A 23203-nucleotide genomic window follows, 5' to 3' on the forward strand; every position below is an offset into this window, starting at 1 on the left:
CGTAGCCGAATGCGGTGTTCTGCGAGGCCGCGGCGCGGGCATAACAGCCGCACGCCGCCCGCCCGGGAGGGCGAACGGCGTGCGGCATCAGCGGAAGCTAGTTAGCGGGGAAACCCTGCAAGTACTCCAGCAGCTGTGTCGAGGCCTGCGGGTCGCGCATGATCTCCATGAGCTCGGGCGTTTGCATCATCGCTGCACCGACGACGGCGACCACGATGATGAACGCGAGCACGCCAGCCGCGAGCGGCGCCCAGAACGTGATCTTGCCGGCGCGGAGCCTGCGAATCGAGAACACGAGCACGAGCCCGTACAGCACGAGCAGACCGAGCCCGATCGCCTTGCCGGTGACGTCGAGCCAGCCCGGCGGGGTCAACGAGGTGATGCCCGGGGCGTCCTCCATGAGCGAGAACATGGTGCTCATGCCCATCATCGCGAACGCCGACTGGAGCGCGCCGAAGCCGCCGAATACAAGCAGCAGGATCGTGACGATCCGGTCACCCATGTTCGCGGGCTTCTGGTAGCCAGGCGCGCCCTGGGGCGGGGCCTGGAATCGCGGCGCCTGCTGCTGCGCCTGCTGCGGAGCCTGCTGGCTTTGGGCCGGCGCGCGGTAGGGCGCACCCGAGCTGCCCTGCGCGGCGGACTTTCGCGGCGGGCGGGCGATGCCTGCGCCGAGGTTGTGCGGCACGCCCTGCACGGTCGCGGGCGTGGGCGAGGCGGCGGCCGAGCCGGCCTGCGCGGGGGAAGCGGCCGGTGCTGCAGCGGGTGAGGCCTCGGCGCCCTCCGGCTTCCACTCCCACCCCTCCGGGGCGTATTCGCCGAACTCCGGCTTCGGGCGGGTGTCGCGTGCCTGCGGGGTGGCCGGCGCGTCGAGCTCGGCCGTCGGGACCGGCTCCTGGGTCGGCGCCTGATCCTGGGCCGCGGCCCGCTCCGGGGCCGGATCCTGAGCCGTGGCTGGCGCCGCGGCGTCACCTGACGCCGCGGCAGCCGATCCTTCGCCTGCCGTGGCGGCCGGCGTGCCCTGTGGGCCCGACTCCGGAACGCCCTGGTCGCCGGGGGTGCCCGTCACTATGCGCTCACCGACTTCCCTGCGGATCCGAGCTGCTCAGCAGCGAGCGCGATGCGCGCGGCCATGCCGTTCTCGCCGACCTTGCCCCATGCGCGGGGATCGTAGGTCTTCTTGTTGCCGACCTCGCCGTCGATCTTCAACAGACCGTCGTAGTTCTTGAGCATGTAATCGACGATCGGGCGCGTGAACGCGTACTGCGTGTCAGTGTCAATGTTCATCTTGATGACGCCATTGCGCACGGCCTCGGCGATCTCCTCGGCCGACGAACCCGAGCCGCCGTGGAAGACCAGGTCGAGCGGGTTCTTGCCGGTGCCGTACTTCGCCTGCAGACCGTCCTGAATCTCAGCGAGCAGCTCAGGGCGCAGGGTGACGCCACCCGGCTTGTAGACGCCGTGCACGTTGCCGAACGTGAGCGCCGTGAGGTAGCGGCCGCGCTCGCCGAGCCCGAGCGCCTCGACTGTCGCAATGCCATCCTCGAGGGTGCTGTACAGGCTGTCGTTGATCTCGTGGCTGATGCCGTCTTCCTCGCCGCCGACGATGCCGATCTCGACCTCGAGAATCACGTTGATTGCCGCGAGCCGGGGGAGCAGCTCCTTCGCAATGTCAAGGTTCTCGGCGAGGGGCACCGCCGAGCCGTCCCACATGTGCGACTGGAAGTAGGGGAGCCCGCCCTCCCTCACGCGCTCCTCGCTCGCGGCGACGAGCGGCAGCACGAAACTTTCGAGGTGCTGCTTGGGGCAGTGGTCGGTGTGGAGCGCAACCGTCACGTCGTACGCCTTCGCAACCTCTTCCGCGTACTTCGCGAACGCGATCGCGCCGCCAGCGCGGTTCTGCACGGTGTGGCCCGCAAGGTAGTCGGCGCCGCCGAAGCTCACCTGCAGGATGCCGTCCGAGCCGGCCTCAGCGAAGCCCTGAATAGCGGAGTTGATGGTCTGGGAGCTCGACACGTTGACCGCGGGGAAGGCGAATCCGCCTGCCTTCGCGGCGTCAAGCATCGCGGCGTACTGTTCCGGAGTTGCGACGGGCATAGGTGCTCCTTGGGCTTCTGGCGGTTGCGCGCTTTCCGGGCGGCAACACACGACGAGTCTTGGCGGCGCGGAAGCCGTGTCACGAAGATCGCCACCGGGCCGCACTGCATCCTCCAGTCTACGCGGTAGTCTTATGGGTATGACTGATCCTCTTTCGCTTGACGAATGGCAGCCCGACCGGAACCTCGCGATGGAGCTCGTCCGCGCGACAGAAGCCGCAGCGATGCGCTCGACACCGTGGATCGGTCGCGGCGACAAGAACGCCGCCGACGGCGCGGCCGTTGACGCGATGCGTCGCTTCCTCGCGACGGTCAACATGAACGGCACCGTCGTCATCGGCGAGGGCGAGAAGGACGACGCCCCGTGGCTCTACAACGGCGAGGTCGTCGGCAACGGGCACGGTGCTGAGTGTGACGTCGCTGTCGACCCGATCGACGGCACCCGCCTCACCGCGGAGGGTCGCCCCGGTGCGCTCTCCGTCATCGCCGTCGCCGACCGCGGCAGCATGTACGACCCGTCCGCGGTCTTCTACATGGACAAGCTGGTCGCCGGGCCCGAGGGTGTCGGCGTTGTTGACATCCGCAAGCCCATCGGCGAGAACATCCGCGCGCTCGCGAAGGTAAAGGGCGTCGACGTCTCGGATATTCGTGTCGCAGTGCTCGACCGCCCGCGCCACGATCAGCTCATCACCGACATCCGCGAGGCTGGCGCGGGCACGCGCCTCATCATGGACGGCGACGTCGCAGGCGGCGTGAACGCTGCCCGCTGGGACTCAAGCATCGACCTGTGCGTCGGTATCGGCGGCACCCCTGAGGGCATCATCACCGCGTGCGCCGTGAAGGCACTCGGCGGCGTGATCCAGGGGCGGCTCTGGCCGAAGGACGACGACGAGCGTCAGAAGGCGATCGACGCTGGCCACGATCTCGACCGCGTGCTCGAGGCCAATGACCTCGTCGCGAGCGACAACTGCTACTTCGTCGCGACCGGCATCACCGACGCCGAGTTCGTCGAAGGCGTGCAGCGGCGCGGTCCGTTCGTACGCGCCGAGAGCATTGTGATGCGATCGCACTCGCGCACGATCCGCCACATCATCAGCGACATGGATCCGAACCGCTGGGAGTAGTCCCGGCCGGGAAACCCGGCGCGCAGCAGTAACGACGTAGTTCACGAGGTCGAATACACAGCGAGGAGTACCACATGAGTTTCATCACACGGACGGCGCGCCTTGTCGCGTGGACGGGTCTCACTGCGGCTGGCGCGATCCACGCCGTCTGGGCCTCGGGGTCGTCGTGGCCCGAGCGAAACCACAAGCGCCTCGGCGAAGCTGTTGTCGGCAACGGCAAGCAGCAGCCCGACGCGCAGGCGACGATGGTGGTCTCCGGTCTTGCATTCGCCGGTGGTGCCGTCGCTGCCGGCGGGCTGGGCGAAGGGAAGCTCATCGTCGGGGTGCGCCGCGTTGCGGGCCTCGCCCTTATCGCCCGTGCCGCCTTCGGTGGGGCTGCCGCGTTGCAGGTCCTTGGGCTCGACGAGCCGGGCAAACGATTCGAAGAGCTCGACAGGCGGTACTACCGCCCCGCCTTCGGGATCCTCGGGGCCGCGATGCTGCTCGGCGCAAAGGACTCGAAGAAGCGCGCGGCGAAGCTCGCCCTCAAGCAGCAGGCCCGCTAGCGCTCCGGTACTGGTCTGGCGGCGCCGGCCCGGCCCGCCGGCTGGCGCCGGCAGCTTTCTCTACGTTTTGACGTAGTTGGCGGGCCGCAACTACGTCAAAACGTAGAGAAAGTCTCACGTTTGGTCCGCGCCGCGCCGGTCGATACCTCCTGGGCCGCGCTCAATAGCCCGCTGCTTGTGCGGAGCGCATGAAGGAAGGCCTCTGAGAGGGGACTCGTATCGCTCTCGCGAAGCGCAGCAATAATTTGTCGTCGGGGTGGTCGGGGATGGACAGGTAGGATCGCCAGGTCATCTGCTCGTTCGACGATCGAGATCCTGGGGAGAAGCGCGACCGCAAGGCCCGAGGCAACAAGTCCAAGGATCGTGCTCGGGTTGTTGCTCTGGAAAGCGATATTGGGCGTGAAACCAGCCTCGGCAGAATACTTGCGTAGGGAGGCGCTCGCGGGAGTATCCGGAAGGTGAGCGGCCCAAGTCTCGCCACGAAGGTCAGAGAGCTGCAGCGACTGTTTGGATCTGAACCGGTGTTTGGCTGGCCCAACGAGGAGCAAATCCTCGATGGCGACCTCCTCGAGCCGCAACCCATTCGGAAATGCGGCCGGAGCTAACTCGTACTCAAATCCAAGCGCGATGTCGAGAGAGCCGTCAGCCACCCGGGGGAATAACTCGTGCGGCTCACCTTCGTCCAGAGAGATCTCGGTGTCTCGACGGCCCACGAGAAACTTCGCGATGGCAGGCCCGAGAAACCTGCCTCCGGCGCTGTGATAGCTCCCAATTCTTAGACGGCCAGCCTGCCCTGCGCCGAGTCTGCCAACGTCGAGGTCGATCTGGTGGATGAGATCGAACAGCTCCGACGAGCGCTGGACGAGATACTCTGCTGCCTCGGTAGGAACAATACGCTTTGCCTCTCGCTGAAACAGTTGCACTCCGAGGGATCGTTCAAGGCCGGAAATCTGTTGGGAAAGTGCTGAGGCTGTGTAGCCAAGACTCCGCGCTGCCCCCGCGAATGACCCATGGTGGACGACTTCGCGCAGCGTTGCCATTCCGCGGACATCGATCGGCATCCTTGCCTCCTCCTACATGTACCCGCTCGCTAACCATAAGTGAAATTAATGGAAAGGTGGCAAAAGTATCGCTGTCGACCCAAAATTTGCCTGCGAGTAGTCGATAGCGTTAATGCTAGCTGCAGCCCCATCGACCTGACATGACGAACATAGGAGTTTTTCAGATGTCAACCGACGTGAACCTTTCTACCCTCGTAGTTTTCGTTGTCTACCTCGTGGCTGTGCTCGCAATTGGCGTGTGGGCTTACCGTCGGAATAACACCATGGGGGACTTCGCCATCGGCGGCCGAACGCTTGGAACCTTCGTGACCGCGGTCAGCGCGAAAGCCACCGATTCGAGCCAATGGGTGTTCTTTGGACTCCCCGGTGCGTTTTATATCAGCGGGATGCGAAACCTATGGATGATCGCTGGACTGACGCTTGGCTTTTATCTGAGCTGGCGCATCCTTGCTGGTCGCCTGCGCACGTATTCCGAGCGGCTCAATGACTGGCGTGATGAGAACGACACCAATGAATCGGTGACGCTCCCGGGGTTCTTCGCGAACCGCTTTCACAGCGACTGGCTGCGGTCAGTTACCGCAGTTTTCATCATTGTGTTCTACATCATCTACTTGGGTTCAGCGTTTATCGCGACCGGAGTCATCTTTTCGCAGATCTTCGGATCGTCGATCCTCACTGGCACGATTGTTGGAGCAATCGTTGTGACTGTCTACTCCTCGCTCGGCGGGTACCTTGCCAGTAGTTACACCGACCTCGTCCAAGGGCTGCTGATGTTTGGAAGCCTGGTCGCGATCTCGATAGCTGCAATTATTCGGCTTGGCGGTCCAGGCGCGTTTTTCGGTGCCGTCACTGATCAGAATCCAGATCTGCTTAACCCGTTCAAAGGCGTGGCACTCGTTGATGGAACGTGGATGACCACAACTTCGGTGCCTTTCGTGGCTATCGTCTCAGCGCTGGCCTGGGCGCTCGGGTACTTCGGGTCGCCGCACATTCTTGCGCGATTCATGGGCATGCGGTCCGCGAAGTCCGCCCGCGGTGGCGCTCGCATCGGAGTCGTTCTTTCGATCACGCTGCTCGGCTCGGCAGGCATTATTGGGTTCGCCGCAATCGCTATCTTCGGGGCAGACCTCGCAAACCCAGAGGACGCGTACATGATGCTCGTCGGCGAGCTGTTCCCAAGCTGGGTTGCCGGGATATTCCTTGCAGGAGTGCTTTCTGCCGTCATGAGCACGGCCGATTCGCAGCTTGTTGTGGCGTCGGCGACCCTCACGGAGGATTTTTACCGTGCCTTCATCAACAAGGAAGCGCCCGCAAAGACGCTTGTCTGGATGAGTCGACTTGGCGTTCTCCTCTGCGCGGGAGTCGGCCTTCTCGTTGCGCTGCAGGGTGGTTCTATTCTCGACCTAGTCGGCTACGCCTGGGCGGGGTTCGGTGCAGCCTTCGGCCCCGCGCTGCTGGCTGCACTCTATTCCAAGAAAGCAACCTGGTTCGGGGTCATGCTCAGCATTATTGCTGGGGGTCTCACAGTGATCGTCTACCGCGAGATTGACACGATCGGACTGTACGAGCTTGTGCCTGGTTTCCTCGTCGGAATGCTCGCACTTTGGCTAGGCAGCGCGTTCGGTCCGAAACAACGCAAGAACGTCGGAGAAGCGTTTGACACGCTGACCGGGCGTACACCTGTCGTGGCGCATTAGCGCTCGACCTCTTTCTACTTCACCCGCAAACAACCATCTAAGGAGTTCCCATGGCAAAGCTCGATGTCGTAAAGACAGCCGGAGTCGCGGTCCTCACTATCAATAATCCGACTGCAATGAACGCGTGGACGCAGGCAATGCAGCGCGACATGGTCGTTAAACTCGGTGAGCTGGATTCAGATCCCGAAGTCGGCGCGATCGTACTCACTGGCGCCGGAGACCGGGCTTTCTGTGCCGGGCAGGATCTCAAGGAAGTTGCGCAGTTTACCGGCGCTGACGTTGAGGAGTGGCTCAACACATTTATGGCGGTGTATGACGCCGTGCTGTCGAACTCAAAGCCCGTGATTGCGGCCCTCAACGGTGTGACCGCCGGCTCGGGTTACCAGCTCTCGCTGCTCTGCGATGTGCGCATCGCCCACCCCGACGTACGTATCGGGCAGCCCGAGGTGAAGTCAGGCATTCCAAGCATCACTGGAATGTATCTGACTTGGCAGGCAGTGGGGTACAGCAAGACCGCAGAAATGATGCTGACGGGCGAGTTACTCACCGCAGAGCAGGCGGCGGGTCTCGGCATGATTGCCGAGATAGTTCCGCAGTCCGAAGTGCTCTCGCGAAGCATCGAACTCGCGCAGAACATGGCCCAGCTGCCGAAGCAAGCATTCGCCCTGACGAAGCAACGGGTGCGCGCAACGCTGATGCCCGGCCTGCAAGAGGCATTCGCCGCTGCGCTTGACGCAGACAAAGAGGCGTACGGTGACGGAGAGCCGCAACGAACGGCACGCAGCTTTGTAACGAAGGCCGGAAATTGAACTCAGGGTCGGCTCAGCCCGATAGCATCGAGCGGGCGTCAGCGTTTATTCACGGTTCGCCTCTCGAAGAGCAGCTCTCGGCAGCCGCGAAGCGCGACCCGAATCGTGTGTATCTCCTGGACGAGGGGCGACCTGTCACTGTGGGGGAGATCGAGGAGGGCGTTACGTCCCTGGTCCGAGTGCTCGGCCGGCTTGGGATATCGGGCGACTCGAGGGTGGGGGTGGCGCTTCCAGTCGGCAAGGATCATGTCGTCACGATCTTTGCATTGCTCCGCCTGAGGGCGCTATGGATTCCGCTGAATCCACAACTTATCGGCGAGCCGCTCGGTCACCAGCTGCGTGACTCGGACGCGACCCATGTTTTGTGTGAGTCGGGGTCGCCGTTGGCTCAAGACTCCCAAGTTCAAGTATTCGGAGAGCTCCGCGCTCTCCACGGGCCGGGACACAACGCCACAGTGTTCGCCACTTTCCCCCGAACGGCTATCTCTGCCGACAATGGATCCTCAGAACTGCAGGGAGCATGCCTGCTGATGTACACGTCGGGTACGACGGGCCCGCCGAAGGGCGCGCTTGTGACGGAGACGATGCTGCGTGCCGCAGTACTCGGAGCCATCGAGGTATCGCAGCCAAAGCCGGGAGACGTGTTCTACGTCTGGGAACCCCTGTTTCATATCGGCGGGGCCCAAGTCGTATTCCTGCCGCTGTTCGAAGAACTCACGCTGGCCATGGTGCCACGGTTCAGCGCCTCGCGGTTTTGGGACGACATGCTGGCGTACGATGTCACGCACATCCACTATCTCGGCGGCATCTTGCAGATCCTGCTGCAGTTACCGCAGAGGGGTACCGAACGCGAGAACCGGGTGCGTATCGCCTGGGGAGCCGGGGCAACCCCCGAGGTGCGGGCAGCGTGTGAAGACCGGTTCGCGTTCGCGCTCCACGAGTGCTACGGCATGACGGAGGCCTCAAGTATCGTTACGGTGAACTCAGCTGAACGCGATGGCGGAGTCGGACGCCCCCTGCCTTGGGTGGATGTGTCGGTACGGTCGGATGAGCGCTTGACTACTAGTCGCGCCGACGGGCCAAGGGTAGGCGAGATTCTTGTGCGGGGCCAAATAGAAGGACTCATCACCCCCGGCTATCTCGGAAACCCTGAGGCGACAGCGAAGATTCTCGACGGCGAATGGTTTTGCACTGGGGACAACGGGTACTTTGACGCTGCAGGCAGGCTGCACTTCACAGGCCGAGCGAGCGACAGTATTAGGGTTCGAGGCGAGAATATCTCGGCCTGGCAGATCGAGAGTGTCTTCAGCTTGCATCCGGCCGTAGAACGGTGCGCTGTAGTCGGCGTCGAGGCAGCAATTGGGGAGCAGGAAATGGCACTGTTCTATACGCTCGATGGAGCTGCCAACATCGAGCCTGAAGACTTGCTTGAGTGGGGAAAGAACCACCTTGCACGGTTTCAGATTCCCCGATACGTGAGATTGCTCGAGGAGATGCCGTTGACCCCAAGCCAGCGAGTGGCAAAGCACCGGCTCCCAAAGTTCACAGAGTGTGTGTCCTTGGCCTAACAGACCCTGAATAGCTGGCTCGTTGCCAGGTGTGGGGCAGGTCCCGTTGCGCTTGGTCCGGCAACTTTCTCTACGTTTTGACGTAGGTGGCGGGCCGCAACTACGTCAAAACGTAGAGAAAGTTGCGGCCTAGCGGCCGCCGCCCCACAGGGTGGGCTGTTCTGCGTCAGCCGGGTCGGGTGCCTCGGGCTGGGGCTGGGGCTGGGGCTGGGGCCTCGGGTCGGGTGCCCGGGTTGGGGCGTTCGGGCCGGGTGCCTGGGGCTGGGGCTGGGGCTCAGCCTTCGGGTCGGGATTCAGTTCTGGTGCTGGTTCCTGCTTCGGCTCGGCAACCGGGTCGAAGGTCGAGGCGAGCTCGGGGGCCGTCAGCGGGCGCACCGCGTCCTCGAGCTGCACGGGCTCGTCGATCGCCGCACCGTTGAGCGCGCTGATCTTGCGGGCCGTCGGCAGGACCTGACGTTCGAGCGACCCGATGTACGCGTTGTACCCCTGCACCCCGCGCGAGAGCGTGCGGCCGAGTTTGTCGAGGTGGGTTGCGCTCACGCCGAGCCGCTTGTGCAGTTCGCGGCCGAGCTCGAAGAGCGTGCGGGCCTCACTCGTGAGCGACTCCTGTCGCCAGCTGAACGCGACTGACTTCAGGATCGCCCAGAGGCTCACCGGAGACGCGAGCGCGACCCTGCGCTCGAAGGCGAACTCGAGGAGCACCGGGTCCGTGTCGAGCGCGGCAGACAGCAGCGACTCGCTCGGCACGAACGCGATCACGAACTCGGGGGAGTCGCCAAGTGCTGAAGAGTAGTCGCGCCCGCTGAGCTCGATCACGTGGTCCCGCAGCGCGCGGGCGTGGCGGGTGAGGAGCGCCTGCTGTCGCGCGGCCCGCTCGGTCGGGTCGCCGCCGGACTCGGCACCAAGGTGCTGCGCCTCAAGGTATGCGTCGAACGGGACTTTCGCGTCGATGGCGATTGACTTGCCACCGGGGAGCTTCACGACCATGTCGGGTCGCAGCGCCCCGCGCTCGGTCTTGATGTGCTGCTGCACTTCGAAGTCGACGTGCTCGAGCATGCCGGAGGCCTCGATGATGCGGCGCAGCTGCGTCTCACCCCAGAGCCCGCGGGTGTTGTTCGAGCGCAGGGCGGACGCGAGGCCCTCTGCCGTGCCCCGCAGTTTCTCTTCGGCGCGTGCGGCCTGCCTGAGCTGTTCCGCGAGCTCGCCGTGCTGCACCGCGCGCTGCTGCTCAATGCCGACGACCGTGCGCTCGAGCTTGCCGAGCGAATCACGCAGCGGAACGAGTTGCTGCAGCACGCGCTGCTCCTCGCGATCCAGTTCGATGCGGCGCTCCGTGTTCGCGTGCGCGTCGCGCAACCTGTCGTTTAGACCCTGCACGCGGGTCTCGGCGACGGCGAGTTCCTCGCGCAGGTTTCGGGTTCGGTAGGTCGCGATGACGAAGCCGGCCGCGCCGCCGACCGCGAGCACCGCAAGCATCACCACGGAGAAGATCAGGGGCGAAATGGTCATGCCTCTATGGTGGCAGGCGCCACTGACATCGGGGTGGGCGGGGCGTCCGAGCCGAGCCGCCCGCGGACTCGGCCTACAGCTTGAGCGGAATCGCCTTCAGTTGGTGCAGCTTCACGCCGGCGATCTTGGCAAGCGAAGGCACGTCCGCGGCCTCGTGTCGCCTCGCCGAGTCAATAATGATTGAGGCGCACGCCTCCGCATCGGCGAGGGCCTCGTGGTGGGCGAATTCCCCGTAGCCGGCTGCTGCGGCCGCGAGCGGGAGGCGGTGCGATGGAATGTCGTAGGTCTTGCGCGACACTTGCACGCTGCAGAGGTACTTCAGGCGCGGGGTGGGGAGCACCGCGTCAGCGCACGCCGCTCTGATTACGCCCATGTCGAACGAGGCGTTGTGCGCGACCGCAACATCGTCTCCGATGAATGACAGGAGATCGTCGAACTGCTCGCCCCAGGTCGGAGCGTCGACGACCATGTCGGGCGTGATGTTGTGAATCTTCACGTTGAAGGATTGGAACTGCGGGTGGCTCGCCGGCGGCTTGATGAGCCAGTACGCGCGGTCCACGACGACACCGTCTCGCACCCGGGCGAGCCCTACCGAGCATGCGGATGCGGGGTTCCCATTTGCGGTCTCGAAATCGATCGCGGTGAAGTCAACTGGCACCCGTTGATCCTCCCACACGGGTCTGACAGTCGACGCGCGGGTGAGGGTTCCGCTCCCGATCCTGATCGTGTGACAATGATCTCCCACCGGAGCCGCACAGGCGCCGAACAGAGTGCGAATGGAGTTCGCCATGATTCCCGAGATCAACTACTGGGCGGTACTGGTCGCGACGGCCTCGACGATGGTCGTCGGGTCGGTCTGGTACACGCCTAAGGTGTTCGGCACACTGTGGATGCGGCTGGCAAACGTCACGCCCAGCGGCAACGCGAAGGACGCCGTCGGGCCAATCATCACGACGGTCATCGTGAGCTTCATCACCGCGTGGGTATTTGCGGGGGCGATCTGGATCGCGCACGCCTTCTACGGAGGCTCGTTCCTCTCCTCGGCACTCATCACCGGGCTGTTGCTCTGGGCGGGATTCACTGCCGCAAGATTTGTCACCCACGACGCGTTCGAAGGGCGTCCGGTCAAGCTCACCGTGCTGAACATCGCGCATGAACTCGTCACCGTCGTCGTGATGGCCGTGATCCTCGGCGCGTGGCCGCCCGCGATGTGAGAGGCATTGCGAGCGCGCGCAGGCAACTTGCCGGGTAGACTTGACCCCCGTGGCTCTAACTATCGGAATCGTCGGTCTCCCGAACGTCGGCAAGTCGACCCTGTTCAACGCACTCACGCACAACGACGCTCTCGCAGCGAACTACCCGTTCGCGACGATCGAGCCGAACGTTGGCGTCGTCAACCTGCCCGACCCCCGGCTCGACAAGCTCGCTGAGATCTTCGGCAGCGAGCGGATCCTGCCGGCTCCCGTGAGCTTCGTCGACATCGCGGGCATCGTCCGCGGCGCGAGCGAGGGTGAGGGGCTCGGCAACCAGTTCCTCGCGAATATTCGCGAGTCTGACGCCATCGCCCAGGTCGTGCGCGGCTTCTCGGACCCCGACGTGATCCACGTCGACGGCGACGTGAACCCGGCGAGCGACATGGAGACGATCAACACCGAGCTGATCCTCGCCGACATGCAGACCCTCGACAAGGCGCTGCCGCGCTACGAGAAGGAACTGAAGGGCAAGAAGATCGACGCGTCGGTCGTCGACGCCGCCAAGGCCGCGCTCGCCGCGCTGAACGAGGGCACGCCGCTGTCGCTCGCGGGTGTGGATCTCGAGCCGATCCGCGAGCTCGGTCTGCTCACCGCGAAGCCATTCCTGTACGTCTTCAACGTCGACGAGGGCGTGCTGCAGGACAAGGCGAAGCTCGCCGAGCTCGCCGATCTCGTTGCGCCCGCGAAAGCGATCTTCCTTGACGCGAAGCTCGAGAGCGAGCTCATCGAACTCGACGACGAGGACGCGGCCGAGCTGCTCGCCTCGATCGGCCAGGAGGAGAGCGGCCTCGACCAGCTCGCCCGCATCGGCTTCGAGACCCTCGGCCTGCAGACCTACCTGACGGCGGGGCCGAAGGAGGCTCGCGCCTGGACGATCCCGAAGGGTGCGACGGCGCCGCAGGCAGCCGGTGTCATTCACGGCGACTTCGAGAAGGGCTTCATCAAGGGCGAGATCATCTCGTTCGAGGACCTCGTCGAGACCGGTTCGGTCGCCGAGGCCCGCGCCAAGGGCAAGGCCCGCATGGAGGGCAAGGAATACGTCATGCAGGACGGCGACGTCTGCGAGTGGCGTTTTAACGTCTAGGTTTTGACACGAAAGGCCGGGAAGCGCGTCGCGTGCTTCCCGGCCTTGTGCGTTCTCGCGGTGGACCACCGAGACCAGCGCAATGCTAGGACGCGCGCGGGCCTGGCTTGTGTGTGAATGCTTTGGCGTGTGCCGTGGGCGTGGTGCCGAGGCGAGCGGCGAAGTGCCTCCGCAGCAGGTCGTCTGAGGCATACCCGACCGCATGGCTGATCGCAGATACCGACAGGTCGCTTTGCTCCAAGAGGCGCTGAGCCTCGCGTACTCGGAGATCGTTCAGCCAGGCGTTCGGGGTGGTGCGAAGGTGTGCCCTGAACCAACGGTAGAACGATCTTGGCGACATCGAACAGATGGCGGCAAAATCTGTCGTGCTCCAGTGGCGGCGCAGATCAGCGGTGACGGCCGTGTGGAGGTGTGCGAATGTCGGGGCTGAACTCGTTGGGGTGCGGAGGTCGGCAAACTGGGCCTGCGTGCCAGGCCGGTGCGCGGGCGTCACCATCGAACGGGCAATAGTCTCGGCCGCCGTTGCTCCCCAGGAGTGTCGAGCGAGTTGAATGAGCAGATCGATGCCCGCTGTCACGCCTGCCGACGTCTATACGTTGCCGTCGCCGCAGTAGAGGTCGCGTGGGCGCACGTCGGTGTCGGGGAACTGTGAGGCAAGGTCGCCGGTGTATCTCCAATGCGTCGTCGCCGTGCGGCCCTTGAGGAGGCCCGCGTGGCCCAACGTGAATGCGCCGGTGCACAGCGATGCGACGGTCGCGCCCGCCGCGGCGGCGTTCGCGACGGCCGCGACTTCGGACGGGGAAGGCACGGCAAGCGGCTCTTCGCTCCCGGGCACGACCAGGAGGTCGACCTCGCTGGCCGAGCGGAGGGAATGCGTGCTTCGCATGGAGTTGGCCTCGTCGAGGTCGATCACGGCTTGTGCGCCGAGAAGTCTCAGATCCGCGCGGGGCACCTCGCGATCAGTCCGGTCGCTGAACACCTCGCGGGCAACCGCGACATCAAACGCGCGACGGCCGGTGCCAAGCAGGATTCCCACGACATGCATGGCGAAATTTTATCGAACACTGGCGTACGCGCCACTGTGCGCTGCGGTGCGTTGCTGATGGACTGCAGTCATGACACACAAGGAACGGACCGCGCTGGTGGTCGTCGACATGCAGCAGGGGTTTTTCGACAACTCATGGGGAGCGACGACAAACCACCCGCAGTGCGAAGACAACGTTGCCCTATTGATCCACGCCTGGACGGAGGCGAACCAGCCAGTGGTGATCGTTCGGCACGACAGCCTGGACTCGACCTCACCGCTCAACACCGACCACCCAGGTAACTCGTTGATGCCCGAGACCGCCGGTGTCGATCCCGCTCTGATGGTGACAAAGACTGTGAACTCTGCCTTTCTCGGAACGCCTGATCTCGAGGCGTGGTTGCGGGCCGGGCAGATCACCACGATCGTGCTGTGCGGCATTCAGACGAACATGTGCGTGGAAACCACCGCGCGCATGGGCGGCAACCTCGGATTCGACGTCGTCGTGGCGATCGACGCCACACGCACGTTTGACCTCGCCGGGCCTGACGGGACCACCGTCGACGCGGCCACGCTCATGCGGACGACCGCGACGAATCTGCACGGCGGCGGATTTGCGCGGGTCGCTTCGACGAGCGTCGTCGTTGCAGAGCTCCGGAAGAACGTGCGGGACACGCGTGCCTCCCAATAGGCCCTGTGAGTCTTCCTGAGAGGAAACCGTCGTGCCCGCATCGAGGAATGGGCCCATGCGGCGGCGCGAAACTCACTAGCATGAGGAGTGCGCGCCCTGGAGCGCGGCACGGGCTCGGCAGAGGGGCGGACCGCGACGATGGCGGAGAACAGGTTCTGGCGCGACTTCTCGGTGCCGATGCGGTCGCTCGGGTTCGCGGTCGCTGTCGTCGCAGTCGCGGTGCTCGTGCTCGGGGCGAGCCGCCTCTGGATCGGTCCGAACACTGCGCAGGCAGGCTTCTTGACGATGCTCCTGCTGCTCGGGGTCGCCCGCGTGCCGAGTTGGACGTCACGTCTCGTCGCTGCCGCGTGGTCGCTTGCCGTGGCCGGGCTCGGCTTCGTCGTCGGGTCGCTCGGCCTGTGGGCGACGCTCGCGGCGGTGGTCGCCGTGTCGCTCGTGCAGGGATTGCTGAAGATCGGCGAGGTCGCGATCCTGACCCGCTCGCCCGTGAACCTCCTCGCCTTCGCGACGCTCTCACAGGGCACGGCCGAAGCCTGGCACGTGATCCTCGGCGCACTCATTGGCGCCGGGCTCGTGCTCGGGGCGGCCGCGTTCGCGCCGATCAGGAACCGTGAGCAACCCCGCGCCGCGAGCCTGCGCGATCGCCTCGACTACGGCATCGCGACGGCGATCGGCGCCGCGCTCATCGTGCTGTTCGCCGAGCTGACGGGCTTCGATTACGCCGGCTGGATGATGCTGTCGTTCTGCGTCATTCTCGCGGTGAGCTTCGACGCGCAGTTCGCGCGGGCGGCTGACCGCGTCGCGGGATCCCTCGCGGGCGTCGCCGCGACCGTGGCGTTCGGGATGCTGCCGGCACCGATCCCGGTGATCGCCGCCGTACTGTGCTTGGTCGCGAGCGTCGCCTACATTCAGGCCGGCAAGTACCGGCAGTTCGTGCTGTTTCTCACCCCGGGGATCCTGCTGAGCACCAGCTCGGAGCTCCCGCTGTGGATGCTCGGTGTCTACCGGATCGAGGCCGTCCTGATCGCCGCGGCCTTCGCGGTGCTGTGCAGCGCGGGTCTGCAGCTTCAGCGCCGCCGCCGTGCGGGAACCAGGACCCAACCCGAGAGCGCCGCGCCGTGAGCGCCGGAACGCCGGCCTCGGAGCGCGCCGGGGGCACCGGCGCCGCTGCGGCCACGCGCGCCGCATACTCGCGGCGCGCGGCCGAGTACATTGCGGCGCTCGGTGACATCGCCGCCATGTCGCCGATCGATCGCGCCGCGATCGCGGAGTGGGCGTCGCCCCTCGCCGGCCCGGTGCTCGACGCCGGGTGCGGGCCCGGCCACTGGACTGCCTACCTGCACGGCATCGGAACGCAGGTCGTTGGTCTCGACATGGTGCCCGAGTTCATCGCCAGCGCACGCGAACGCTTCCCCCGGGTCTCTTTCCGTGTTGGGACGCTCGACAGCCTCCCCTACGCGCAGGGCGCGCTCGCAGGGATCCTCGCGTGGTACTCGCTGATCCACACCCCGCCAGCGCGGGTGCCCCAGGTGCTCGCCGAGTTCGCGCGGTGCCTGGAGCCTGGTGGCTCGCTGCTCGTCGGGTGCTTCGCCGGGCCGCAGGTCCGAGCGTTCGGCCACGCGGTCACAACCGCGTATCTGTGGCCGCCGGCCCAGCTGAGCCGAGCGCTCGAGGGAGCAGGCTTCCGTGTCGTCGGCGTGGAGACGCGCACCGACGTCGGCAGCCGGCCGCACGCGGCAATCTCGGCGACGCTAGGCTGAACGCGACCGAAGGGGGAGAGATGGGGAAGCGCAAGACGCCGGAGGAGCGGGCGGACGAGGATCGGCGCTACGCGCTCGCGCTCGGGGCGCACACGGACGCCGAGTTCGTACCGTTCTTCACGGACACGAACCAGTCGATCCGTAATGCGGCCGCGCTCAATCCAGACGCGAGCGCCGCGGTGCTCGCGGAGTTCGCGAAGGATCGGTTCTGGAGCGTCCGCGTCGCCGTCGCGGAGCACCCGAACACGGCACGCGAGACGATCCTCTCGCTCCTCGAAGCGATGCCAGCCAAGCGCGGCGTCGTGCACCACGCCGCGAAGGAGCGCCTCGAGCGCGAGGGCGTCGTGTTCGGTGACGACGGCATGCCGGCCCCAGGCGTGCTTCCCGGCTAATCGCCCAGACCGCGGCGGGCCGGGAGCGGGGCCTCCGTTCCTGGCCTAGGCTTGTCGGAACCCAACTGTCGGAGCCCAACCGGGGCTGAAGAACGGAGCACGCATGTCTGAGCAGGTCGTCGCCAGGGAGTCCGAGACGCCGCCGTGCCCGCAGTGCGACAGCGAGTTCTCGTACGAGCTCGGCGCGCTGCTTGCGTGCCCGATGTGCGGGCACGAGTGGGCCCCAGCTGCTGACGCCGGCGCGGACGGACTCGCGGAGACGGCCGCCGGCGACGCAGCCAGCATCCGCGACGCGGTCGGCAACGTCCTCGAAGACGGCGACACCGTCACTCTCGTGAAGACGGTGAAGGTCTCGGGCGGCGGTGGCGGCACCATCAAGGTCGGCACGAAGGTGACCGGCATCAGGCTCGCCCCGGGCGGCGCCGGCGGCCACGACATCGATGCGAAGGTGCCGGGCTTTGGGAAGATGCAGCTGAAGTCGAGCGTCGTTAAGAAGGCGTAGCGGCTGAAACGCTGGTGAGCTGCTCGAGCTTGCCCCGCATGCGTGCGAGCGAGCGCTCGCGCTCGCGGAGCAGCGCCCCCGGCCATGCCGAGCGGCGCAGCGTCAGCGGGTTCGAGAACCACAGCGCCGCCAGGAACAGCACGGCGTAGATCGCGGGCACGTACAGCGGCCTGATCTCTGCGAGCACGAACCACAGGTTGTAGCCGAGAAGACACGCGACCCCGGCCGCAAGCATGATGCCGCCGACGAGCTCGAGCTTGCTGCGTACGCCATATCCCGCGAGCTTGGAGAGCCGTGCCTCGATGAGTTCGTGTTGGATGATCGAGACCGCGAGGAAGACGAGCGCTCCGATGGCGGCGACGTAGCACGCCTCGATGATCGCCGTCGACACGGGTTCATCATGCAGCAGCCAAAAGGCGAAGAAGACGATGATCACGAGGCAGCCCTGCACGAGGAGCGGCCTGCGCCAGGGCGACCGCGCGGTGTGCGCGGTGACGCTCGGGTCGCCGTAGAAGAGGGGCGCGTTCGCGAGGTGCGTGTATTCCGCTTCGGAGCGTGCGATGGCCTGCCGGAGGAGTTCGACCCGGCGCGCGACGGGGCGGAAGTCGAGCCGTCCGAGCACGAGCGCGAAGACCACCGACACCGGCGTGAGAAACAGCAGCCCCCAGAGCTGCTGCCCGCCTTCGCTCGTGGCGGTGGGGCCGTGCGTCGACAGCACAACGACGGCGAGCACGGTCCAAGCCAGCATGAATCCGCCGATGAGCGCCGCGACGTAGGGGAGTGGGCGCAGCACGGATTGGCTGTCGAGATCGGCGGTCGGTGTCACGAGGAACCCGAGGCCGACGAGCAGCGCGAGCAGTGAGGGCGCGACCCACCCGACGTAGCTCCCGGAGATCGCGACGACCTCAATGGTTTCGCGCCATGCCGCCCCGTAGTGCGGGGTCTGCGAGTCTTCGGCCGCGAGCATCGCCGCGCGGGCGAAGAAGGCGAGGAAGAACACGAGCGGCCAGAGCAGGGCGCCCGCGCCGAACAGCACAGCGGACGCGCCCCAGCTGTCAGACATCGCCTGGGTGCTGCCGGGCGATGCGGGCGGCGGCAACTCGGTGTCGTGGGTGTTCGTCATGGCGCTCTGCAGCGATAGTACCGAGAGATGGGCCCGGACGCGCGGAACCGGGTGCGATCGCGCGCGGCGGGTGGCGCGCTACGCGTCGAGGTTGCTCGCCTTGCAGAGGCAGAACAGGTGGCCGGCTGGGTCGGCGAAGACGATGAACGACCCGCTTTCGCTCGGCTGCACCTCGTGCCGCCGCGCGCCACACGCCACCGCGGCCGCCGCCGCAGTCTCGAGGTCCGGCACGTAGAAGTCGAGGTGCGCCTGCTGGGGGACTGCGCCCTCGGGCCATTCGGGCGCGCGGTAGTTGTCGACCTGCTGGAAGGCGAGGAAGTATGAGCCCCGGGCGTCCTGCGTCGGGTGCGCCTCGACCCAGCGGTCGTCCTCCGGGTCGCGCGAGACGTCCCATCCGAGGAGCCCGGCGTAGAACTCGGCGAGGGCGACCGCGTCGGGGCAGTCGAGCGCGAAGGTGGTGCGGGTCACGGTGATCGGAGTGGTCATGCGAAAAGTGTAGGCAGCGTCCCCGGCGCTGTCTACGCCGCACGACGGGCAGAGTCTCAGCAAAATCTTGCTGCGTCTCGGCCCGATCCGGGGGATACTGAGTGCTGACCCCGTCACCGTCGAAGGAACAGCCCATGGCTCACATGCTCGCGACATACATTGCCCTGCCAGGCACAACCGCTGAGGCGATGGAGCACTGGCACGACGTCTTCGGGGGCGACCTCGAGATCATCCGCTACGGCGAGGCCCAGCTCAAGGATCTGCCGTTCGACCCGCCGCCGAACGCCGTCGCTCACGCATCGCTCACCCTGCCCGCCGGGATCATCACCGGTGGGGACGTGATGGATCAGGGCACCGACTACCCGGTCCGCGGCACTGCATACTCGCTGTTGTACACGACGGATACCCCCGAAGAGGCCCAGCTCTACATCGACAGGCTCTCCGCGGCCGGCGGCTCCCTCGGCATGCCGTTCGAGCAGGCGCCGTGGGGCGACTGGTACGGTCAAGTGTTCGACAGGTACGGCGTGATGTGGGCGTTCTCCTGCGCAGTCATCTAGCGCGCTGGGCCCCGCGCGCGAAAGCGAGATGAGGATCGGCAGTGGCGTTCGCAGACTCCTACCTCGGGCGGCTTCGCCAGCACGTCGGCAACGCTGAGCTTCTCGCGCCTGGCGCGCAGGTGCTCCTGCTCACCGACGACGATCACGCGGTGTTTCAGCGCCGCGCCGATTCAGGCGGCTGGGAGATCCCCGCCGGGAGCGCGGAGCCTGGACAGAGCTTTGCCGACACCGCGATCGCTGAGGTCGCTGAAGAACTCGGCGTGCGGCTCTCGCCCGACATGCTGACGCCGTTCGCGTCATTCTCCGACCCGGTGGAGCATCGACTTGTCTACCCCAACGGCGACATCGTGCACGCGTTCGCGCTGTGCTTCGTCGCGCGGGACTGGGCGGGCGAGATCGATCCTGATCCGGGGGAAGTGACCGAGTGGGGCGTGTTCCCGCTCGCGCACCCGCCCGAGGGGCTGCAGCGCGCCACCGGGATCGTGCTTGACCTCTTCGAACGGTTTCGCGAAACCGGCGCGTTCCAGGCCCGATAGCGATTGCGATGTCGGACCCCGCTGCTACGTTAAACATCCACCACACACGCTGAGGAGTCGCCATGGCTGAACCCGTGAAGGGCCCAAAATCGTACTTCCCTTCGATTGAAGCGAAGTACGGCAAGTCCATCGACGAGTGGCTCGAGTTGCTCCGCCCGCACGCTGGCGAGAAACACATGGAGCAGGTCGCGTTTCTCAAGGAGCACGGGATGGGCCACGGGCACGCGAACGCGCTCGTCCACGTCTTCCGCGCCGAACACGGTGGTGCCTGATGGCCCCCAAAGCGCCAGCGATGTCGCCGTCGGCGATGCCCGTCGTTGACGTGCTCGACAAGGTCACCGGTCCGCGCCGTGCGGAGGCCGACGAACTGCTCGCTCTGCACCGCGAGGTGAGCGGCGCGGAGCCCGTCGTGTGGGCCGGCCGCATCATCGGGTTCGGGGAGTACGAGTATCAGTACGAGAGCGGCCACGGTGGTCGGGCGCCCGAACTCGCCTTCGCGACCGGTGCGCAGCGGCACACGATCTACCTCACGCCAGACTTCGCTGACCGCTGGCCGGATCTCATTGACGCCCTCGGCCCGCACAAGGCGAGCAAGGTCTGCCTGTACCTGACGCGCTTGACGAAGATCGACATGACAGTGCTCCGAGAGTTTCTTGTACGCGCGCTGAGCGAAACGCGCTCGGGCGACCCAATGCACAGCTGATTCAGAGAGGTCAGAGTTAGCCTCACATCATGAGCAACACCGCACCCATCCCGCGAGCTCCCCTCTCCGCCGTCGGCGATGAGATCACCATTTCGCCGAGCGAACTCCGCTCCCTCGGCGGGGAACTGCAACGGTTCATGCTCGAGTACCGCTTCGCGATGCAAGAGATCGAAACGAAGGTCGCGATCCTCCGCGAGGAGTTCGTGCACATGCACGAATACAACCCCATCGAACACGTCTCGAGCCGGGTCAAGAGCGCCGAGAGCCTGCTCGCGAAGGTCGAGCGTCGCGGGGTCAGCCCAGAGATCGAGTCGATCCGGCGAGAGATCCAGGACATTGCGGGCGTGCGCGTCACGTGCGCGTTCATCCGCGACGTGTACCGGCTCTTTGGGCTGCTCACCCAGCAGGACGACCTCACGGTGCTCGAGGTCGAGGACTACATCGAAAATCCGAAGGCGAACGGCTACAAGAGCCTGCACGCGATCCTGTCGGTGCCCGTCTACCTGTCGAGTGGTCGGGTCGACGTGCCTGTCGAGGTGCAGTTCCGCACCATCGCCATGGACTTTTGGGCGAGCCTCGAACACAAGATCTACTACAAGTACCAGCGCCAGGTGCCGGAAGAGATGATGGCCGAGTTGAAGCAGGCCGCCGACTCCGCAGCCGAGCTCGACACGCGGATGCAGAGCCTCCACGTGCAGATGCACGGCGATCCCGCCCCGACGTCGCCGATCAACCTGCGCGAGATCCGCGAGGTTCGGGAGCGCATCCGCAGGGTCTAATCCACGCGCCGACGCAACCGGCCCTCGGGCGCCGTACCCCGTAGGCTCGATTCGTGGAAGAAAACGAACGAGGCGAACACCTCCCCGGCGGCTCCGGCGGGGTCTGGCGAATGCGATCGGCCGATGGCACGACCCGTGTGCACCGGCCGACCGGCGCATGGACGCCCGCGGTTCACGAATTGCTCGACTACCTCGCATCCGCAGGCCTGGACGGCATCCCCGAGGTGTACGGCACCGACGCGGCCGGCCGCGAGGTGCTGAGCTACCTGCCGGGAGACACGCTCGACCCGGAGACCGAGCAACCGAGTGCGGCCGCGCTCGCCGCCGCCGCGCGGTGGCTTCGTCGGTTCCACGACGCGGTCGCCGACTTCGAGCCCACCCACCACGTGTGGCGGCCGGGGGAGCAGCGGCTCGCCCGGGAACGCGGCGAGATCATCTGTCACAACGATCCGGGCCTGTACAACTGGGTTGTCGTCGACGGCGAGTTCGCCGGCATGATCGACTGGGACCGGGCGGGCCCTGGGCTGCCGCTCGACGACCTCGCGTTTCTGGTGTGGTCGGGGGTGCCGCTGCTACGCGAGATCCCCCTCGCCGAGGCCGCCGCGCGAATCAAGCTCGCCGCGGAGTCCTACGGGGGCGTCGACGGCAAGCAGCTGCTGGACGCGGTGACTCACCGTATGGACCTCATTGCGACCCGCTGGCAGGCGGGCATCGAGCGCGGCGACCCGGGCACGCTCGCGCTGCGGGACTCCGGCATCATGGCCCGGCATGAAGCGAGGGTGGCCGCGTTTGGTGGCCGTCGCGCCGCGCTTGAAGCGCTCCTCTCCTGATACTTCGGCGAGATCCCGAGTCTGTCGCGCCCGCCTGGCGGCCGTCGCTCCCTGCGCAGGGGACGCGATGCTCCGGGCGAAGTGGGCAGCGTCGCCGGGCGATCCGGATCACGCGGATCCTGGGATTCAGGCTTCGTCGTTTAGGCTTGTGCTGTGAGTAGAGACCCATTGGAAGAACTCTTCGGCCCGCTGGACTCGGACGATACCGACACCGGCGCCCTCGAGACTTCGTCGACGCCTGCCGCGGAGGCCGCCGACACGTCGGCCACGACACGAGCATTCGAACCAGCGCCCGCCGTGCGCCCTCGGGGCACCGGTGAGGCTGCCCCGAGGCCAGCCGTTCCGGCCGACGCGCCGACCGCGCCATTCGCGCCGACTTCAGCGACCGCCGCGCGGACGGCCGCGACCGCGACGCCTGCGCCCGCCACCGTTTCGGCGCCCGGGCCGGTCCGGGCGCGCGCGACTCGCGACGCCCGCCAGGAGCTGCCGACGCGCCCGGTTCCCGCCGAGCAGAAGCGCTCGAACACTGCACTGCCGTGGATCATCGTCGCGGCCGTCGCGGTTCTTGCTCTTGTCGGCGCCCTGCTCGTCGTCAACGCGATCCGGGGCAACGACGAGCCCACGCCCGCGCCAACGACAGAGGCGCCAGCACCCGAACCGACCGAGCCTGAGGTGACAGAGAGCGAGACGCCTCCGACAACCCCGGAGGAGCCCGAGGTTGAGGAAGCGCCGAAGGTCGACGTTGGCCCGAACCCGATCTCCATGGACATTTCGTACGCCGGCATCTCGGTGGAGTCGTCGCAGAAGCTGACGAACCCGCTCTGGTTCTATCAGGCAGGACCCCCCGAGCGCGTGATGTTCGAGTCGGGTCTCATGAACACGTTCCCCGACTCGTGCTCCGCGATGCGCAGCCCGACCGGGCAGAGCCCCTGGGGTATCGAAAAGGGCGAGGGCGATACCTGGACTGTTGTGCGCCCCGAGGGCACCTGCGAAGCCGACCCCAAGCTCTACAACGAGGTCTGGGGCCTGATGCAGGCGGTCGCCGACAGCGCGAAGCCGCTGTAGGTCCTGCCTGCG

General features: G+C 66.1%; 28 protein-coding genes. 19 read left to right on the forward strand and 9 right to left on the reverse strand.

The window, feature by feature from the left end; all coding sequences use genetic code 11:
- Positions 1–97: 97 nt before the first annotated feature.
- Together BJ960_RS03955 and fbaA are read right to left on the reverse strand one after the other, a co-directional pair.
- Positions 98–1066 (reverse strand): DUF6264 family protein, encoded by a 969-nt coding sequence (locus BJ960_RS03955; RefSeq protein ID WP_185986344.1) that lies wholly within the window; start codon positions 1064–1066, stop codon positions 98–100.
- Complete coding sequence (fbaA, locus tag BJ960_RS03960) at positions 1066–2094, reverse strand: class II fructose-bisphosphate aldolase (RefSeq protein WP_185986345.1); 1029 nt, start codon at positions 2092–2094, stop codon at positions 1066–1068. The genes BJ960_RS03955 and fbaA overlap by 1 nt, the downstream gene beginning before the upstream one ends.
- Positions 2095–2233: 139 nt before the next feature.
- Here fbaA and glpX point away from each other — a divergent pair, with 139 nt between their 5' ends.
- On the forward strand, positions 2234–3217 hold the full coding sequence (gene glpX, locus BJ960_RS03965) for a class II fructose-bisphosphatase (RefSeq protein ID WP_121076147.1): 984 nt from the start codon (positions 2234–2236) through the stop codon (positions 3215–3217).
- Positions 3218–3291: 74 nt separating this feature from the next.
- Positions 3292–3762, forward strand: a complete 471-nt coding sequence (locus BJ960_RS03970) for a DUF3995 domain-containing protein (RefSeq protein ID WP_185986346.1) — start codon at positions 3292–3294, stop codon at positions 3760–3762.
- Between the two features lie 95 nt (positions 3763–3857).
- Here BJ960_RS03970 and BJ960_RS03975 read toward each other — a convergent pair whose 3' ends face one another.
- The gene (locus tag BJ960_RS03975) at positions 3858–4823 is read right to left on the reverse strand and encodes a LysR family transcriptional regulator (RefSeq protein WP_185986347.1); all 966 of its coding nucleotides are present in this window, start codon (positions 4821–4823) and stop codon (positions 3858–3860) included.
- Positions 4824–4987: 164 nt separating this feature from the next.
- On the opposite strand from BJ960_RS03975, the gene BJ960_RS03980 reads away from it, so the two are divergent.
- From BJ960_RS03980 to BJ960_RS03990, 3 genes are read left to right on the forward strand one after another with little or no spacing between them, the layout of a single operon-like run.
- A complete protein-coding gene (locus BJ960_RS03980) occupies positions 4988–6520 on the forward strand; it encodes a sodium/proline symporter (RefSeq protein ID WP_185986348.1) in 1533 nt (510 codons plus the stop codon).
- A 50-nt stretch (positions 6521–6570) separates the two neighbouring features.
- A complete protein-coding gene (locus tag BJ960_RS03985; RefSeq protein ID WP_185986349.1) occupies positions 6571–7329 on the forward strand; it encodes an enoyl-CoA hydratase/isomerase family protein in 759 nt (252 codons plus the stop codon).
- Positions 7326–8897: a class I adenylate-forming enzyme family protein gene (locus tag BJ960_RS03990; protein WP_185986350.1), complete on the forward strand. Its 1572-nt coding sequence runs from the start codon at positions 7326–7328 to the stop codon at positions 8895–8897. The genes BJ960_RS03985 and BJ960_RS03990 overlap by 4 nt, the downstream gene beginning before the upstream one ends.
- 129 nt (positions 8898–9026) lie before the next feature.
- Here the strand turns inward: BJ960_RS03990 and BJ960_RS03995 are convergent, their stop codons facing one another.
- Together BJ960_RS03995 and BJ960_RS04000 are read right to left on the reverse strand one after the other, a co-directional pair.
- Entirely contained in the window at positions 9027–10406 is a 1380-nt protein-coding gene (locus BJ960_RS03995) for a DNA recombination protein RmuC (RefSeq protein WP_237463628.1), read from the reverse strand.
- A 73-nt stretch (positions 10407–10479) separates the two neighbouring features.
- On the reverse strand, positions 10480–11064 hold the full coding sequence (locus tag BJ960_RS04000) for a 3'-5' exonuclease (protein WP_185986351.1): 585 nt from the start codon (positions 11062–11064) through the stop codon (positions 10480–10482).
- 130 nt (positions 11065–11194) lie between these two features.
- On the opposite strand from BJ960_RS04000, the gene BJ960_RS04005 reads away from it, so the two are divergent.
- Positions 11195–11620, forward strand: coding sequence for a DUF1761 domain-containing protein (locus BJ960_RS04005; RefSeq protein ID WP_185986352.1), 426 nt, complete (start codon positions 11195–11197; stop codon positions 11618–11620).
- Positions 11621–11669: 49 nt separating this feature from the next.
- Positions 11670–12743 carry a redox-regulated ATPase YchF gene (gene ychF, locus BJ960_RS04010; protein ID WP_121075331.1) on the forward strand — a complete coding sequence of 358 codons (1074 nt, stop codon included), beginning with the start codon at positions 11670–11672 and terminating at the stop codon, positions 12741–12743.
- Positions 12744–12828: 85 nt separating this feature from the next.
- Here the strand turns inward: ychF and BJ960_RS17345 are convergent, their stop codons facing one another.
- Entirely contained in the window at positions 12829–13239 is a 411-nt protein-coding gene (locus tag BJ960_RS17345; RefSeq protein WP_372430602.1) for a helix-turn-helix domain-containing protein, read from the reverse strand.
- 93 nt (positions 13240–13332) lie between these two features.
- Entirely contained in the window at positions 13333–13788 is a 456-nt protein-coding gene (locus BJ960_RS04020; protein WP_185986354.1) for a DJ-1/PfpI family protein, read from the reverse strand.
- Between the two features lie 70 nt (positions 13789–13858).
- Here BJ960_RS04020 and BJ960_RS04025 point away from each other — a divergent pair, with 70 nt between their 5' ends.
- The 5 genes from BJ960_RS04025 to BJ960_RS04045 all read left to right on the forward strand — a co-directional run bounded on the left by BJ960_RS04025 (position 13859) and on the right by BJ960_RS04045 (position 17112).
- Positions 13859–14458, forward strand: coding sequence for a cysteine hydrolase family protein (locus tag BJ960_RS04025; protein WP_185986355.1), 600 nt, complete (start codon positions 13859–13861; stop codon positions 14456–14458).
- 87 nt (positions 14459–14545) lie between these two features.
- Entirely contained in the window at positions 14546–15580 is a 1035-nt protein-coding gene (locus tag BJ960_RS04030; RefSeq protein WP_185986356.1) for an FUSC family protein, read from the forward strand.
- Positions 15577–16218, forward strand: a complete 642-nt coding sequence (locus BJ960_RS04035; protein WP_307814665.1) for a class I SAM-dependent methyltransferase — start codon at positions 15577–15579, stop codon at positions 16216–16218. The genes BJ960_RS04030 and BJ960_RS04035 overlap by 4 nt, the downstream gene beginning before the upstream one ends.
- A gap of 20 nt (positions 16219–16238) precedes the next feature.
- The gene (locus BJ960_RS04040; RefSeq protein ID WP_185986357.1) at positions 16239–16610 is read left to right on the forward strand and encodes a hypothetical protein; all 372 of its coding nucleotides are present in this window, start codon (positions 16239–16241) and stop codon (positions 16608–16610) included.
- A gap of 103 nt (positions 16611–16713) precedes the next feature.
- Complete coding sequence (locus BJ960_RS04045) at positions 16714–17112, forward strand: zinc ribbon domain-containing protein YjdM (protein WP_185986358.1); 399 nt, start codon at positions 16714–16716, stop codon at positions 17110–17112.
- Here BJ960_RS04045 and BJ960_RS04050 read toward each other — a convergent pair.
- Together BJ960_RS04050 and BJ960_RS04055 are read right to left on the reverse strand one after the other, a co-directional pair.
- Positions 17099–18235: a hypothetical protein gene (locus tag BJ960_RS04050; RefSeq protein ID WP_185986359.1), complete on the reverse strand. Its 1137-nt coding sequence runs from the start codon at positions 18233–18235 to the stop codon at positions 17099–17101. The two genes, BJ960_RS04045 and BJ960_RS04050, sit on opposite strands and share 14 nt — an antisense overlap.
- Positions 18236–18313: 78 nt before the next feature.
- On the reverse strand, positions 18314–18721 hold the full coding sequence (locus BJ960_RS04055; RefSeq protein WP_121075316.1) for a VOC family protein: 408 nt from the start codon (positions 18719–18721) through the stop codon (positions 18314–18316).
- Positions 18722–18855: 134 nt separating this feature from the next.
- Here BJ960_RS04055 and BJ960_RS04060 point away from each other — a divergent pair, with 134 nt between their 5' ends.
- From BJ960_RS04060 to BJ960_RS04090, 7 genes are all read left to right on the forward strand, one after another.
- Positions 18856–19278 (forward strand): VOC family protein, encoded by a 423-nt coding sequence (locus BJ960_RS04060; RefSeq protein WP_121075313.1) that lies wholly within the window; start codon positions 18856–18858, stop codon positions 19276–19278.
- A gap of 41 nt (positions 19279–19319) precedes the next feature.
- Positions 19320–19814: an NUDIX domain-containing protein gene (locus tag BJ960_RS04065; protein ID WP_185986360.1), complete on the forward strand. Its 495-nt coding sequence runs from the start codon at positions 19320–19322 to the stop codon at positions 19812–19814.
- A gap of 62 nt (positions 19815–19876) precedes the next feature.
- Positions 19877–20086: a DUF4287 domain-containing protein gene (locus BJ960_RS04070; protein ID WP_121075307.1), complete on the forward strand. Its 210-nt coding sequence runs from the start codon at positions 19877–19879 to the stop codon at positions 20084–20086.
- Positions 20086–20517, forward strand: coding sequence for a DUF1801 domain-containing protein (locus BJ960_RS04075; protein ID WP_185986361.1), 432 nt, complete (start codon positions 20086–20088; stop codon positions 20515–20517). The genes BJ960_RS04070 and BJ960_RS04075 overlap by 1 nt, the downstream gene beginning before the upstream one ends.
- A gap of 29 nt (positions 20518–20546) precedes the next feature.
- The gene (locus tag BJ960_RS04080) at positions 20547–21296 is read left to right on the forward strand and encodes a GTP pyrophosphokinase (RefSeq protein ID WP_121075301.1); all 750 of its coding nucleotides are present in this window, start codon (positions 20547–20549) and stop codon (positions 21294–21296) included.
- 53 nt (positions 21297–21349) lie between these two features.
- Entirely contained in the window at positions 21350–22126 is a 777-nt protein-coding gene (locus tag BJ960_RS04085) for a phosphotransferase (protein ID WP_307814666.1), read from the forward strand.
- Between the two features lie 153 nt (positions 22127–22279).
- Positions 22280–23191: a hypothetical protein gene (locus tag BJ960_RS04090; protein WP_185986362.1), complete on the forward strand. Its 912-nt coding sequence runs from the start codon at positions 22280–22282 to the stop codon at positions 23189–23191.
- Positions 23192–23203 lie beyond the last annotated feature (12 nt).

This window comes from Leucobacter aridicollis (assembly GCF_013409595.1).
In the GTDB taxonomy this organism is placed as follows: Bacteria; Actinomycetota; Actinomycetes; order Actinomycetales; family Microbacteriaceae; genus Leucobacter; species Leucobacter aridicollis.

Excerpts from the sequence above, each read along its gene's own strand:
- BJ960_RS17345 (WP_372430602.1), bottom strand. The coding sequence starts at position 13,239 with ATGGTGACGCCCGCGCACCGGCCTGGCACGCAGGCCCAGTTTGCCGAC.
- glpX (WP_121076147.1), top strand. The coding sequence starts at position 2,234 with ATGACTGATCCTCTTTCGCTTGACGAATGGCAGCCCGACCGGAACCTC.
- BJ960_RS03980 (WP_185986348.1), top strand. The coding sequence starts at position 4,988 with ATGTCAACCGACGTGAACCTTTCTACCCTCGTAGTTTTCGTTGTCTAC.
- BJ960_RS03970 (WP_185986346.1), top strand. The coding sequence starts at position 3,292 with ATGAGTTTCATCACACGGACGGCGCGCCTTGTCGCGTGGACGGGTCTC.
- BJ960_RS03985 (WP_185986349.1), top strand. The coding sequence starts at position 6,571 with ATGGCAAAGCTCGATGTCGTAAAGACAGCCGGAGTCGCGGTCCTCACT.
- BJ960_RS04055 (WP_121075316.1), bottom strand. The coding sequence starts at position 18,721 with ATGACCACTCCGATCACCGTGACCCGCACCACCTTCGCGCTCGACTGC.
- BJ960_RS04075 (WP_185986361.1), top strand. The coding sequence starts at position 20,086 with ATGGCCCCCAAAGCGCCAGCGATGTCGCCGTCGGCGATGCCCGTCGTT.
- BJ960_RS04070 (WP_121075307.1), top strand. The coding sequence starts at position 19,877 with ATGGCTGAACCCGTGAAGGGCCCAAAATCGTACTTCCCTTCGATTGAA.
- BJ960_RS04025 (WP_185986355.1), top strand. The coding sequence starts at position 13,859 with ATGACACACAAGGAACGGACCGCGCTGGTGGTCGTCGACATGCAGCAG.
- BJ960_RS04005 (WP_185986352.1), top strand. The coding sequence starts at position 11,195 with ATGATTCCCGAGATCAACTACTGGGCGGTACTGGTCGCGACGGCCTCG.
- BJ960_RS04050 (WP_185986359.1), bottom strand. The coding sequence starts at position 18,235 with ATGACGAACACCCACGACACCGAGTTGCCGCCGCCCGCATCGCCCGGC.
- BJ960_RS04060 (WP_121075313.1), top strand. The coding sequence starts at position 18,856 with ATGGCTCACATGCTCGCGACATACATTGCCCTGCCAGGCACAACCGCT.
- fbaA (WP_185986345.1), bottom strand. The coding sequence starts at position 2,094 with ATGCCCGTCGCAACTCCGGAACAGTACGCCGCGATGCTTGACGCCGCG.
- BJ960_RS04080 (WP_121075301.1), top strand. The coding sequence starts at position 20,547 with ATGAGCAACACCGCACCCATCCCGCGAGCTCCCCTCTCCGCCGTCGGC.
- BJ960_RS03995 (WP_237463628.1), bottom strand. The coding sequence starts at position 10,406 with ATGACCATTTCGCCCCTGATCTTCTCCGTGGTGATGCTTGCGGTGCTC.
- BJ960_RS04045 (WP_185986358.1), top strand. The coding sequence starts at position 16,714 with ATGTCTGAGCAGGTCGTCGCCAGGGAGTCCGAGACGCCGCCGTGCCCG.
- BJ960_RS03975 (WP_185986347.1), bottom strand. The coding sequence starts at position 4,823 with ATGCCGATCGATGTCCGCGGAATGGCAACGCTGCGCGAAGTCGTCCAC.
- BJ960_RS04040 (WP_185986357.1), top strand. The coding sequence starts at position 16,239 with ATGGGGAAGCGCAAGACGCCGGAGGAGCGGGCGGACGAGGATCGGCGC.
- BJ960_RS04020 (WP_185986354.1), bottom strand. The coding sequence starts at position 13,788 with ATGCATGTCGTGGGAATCCTGCTTGGCACCGGCCGTCGCGCGTTTGAT.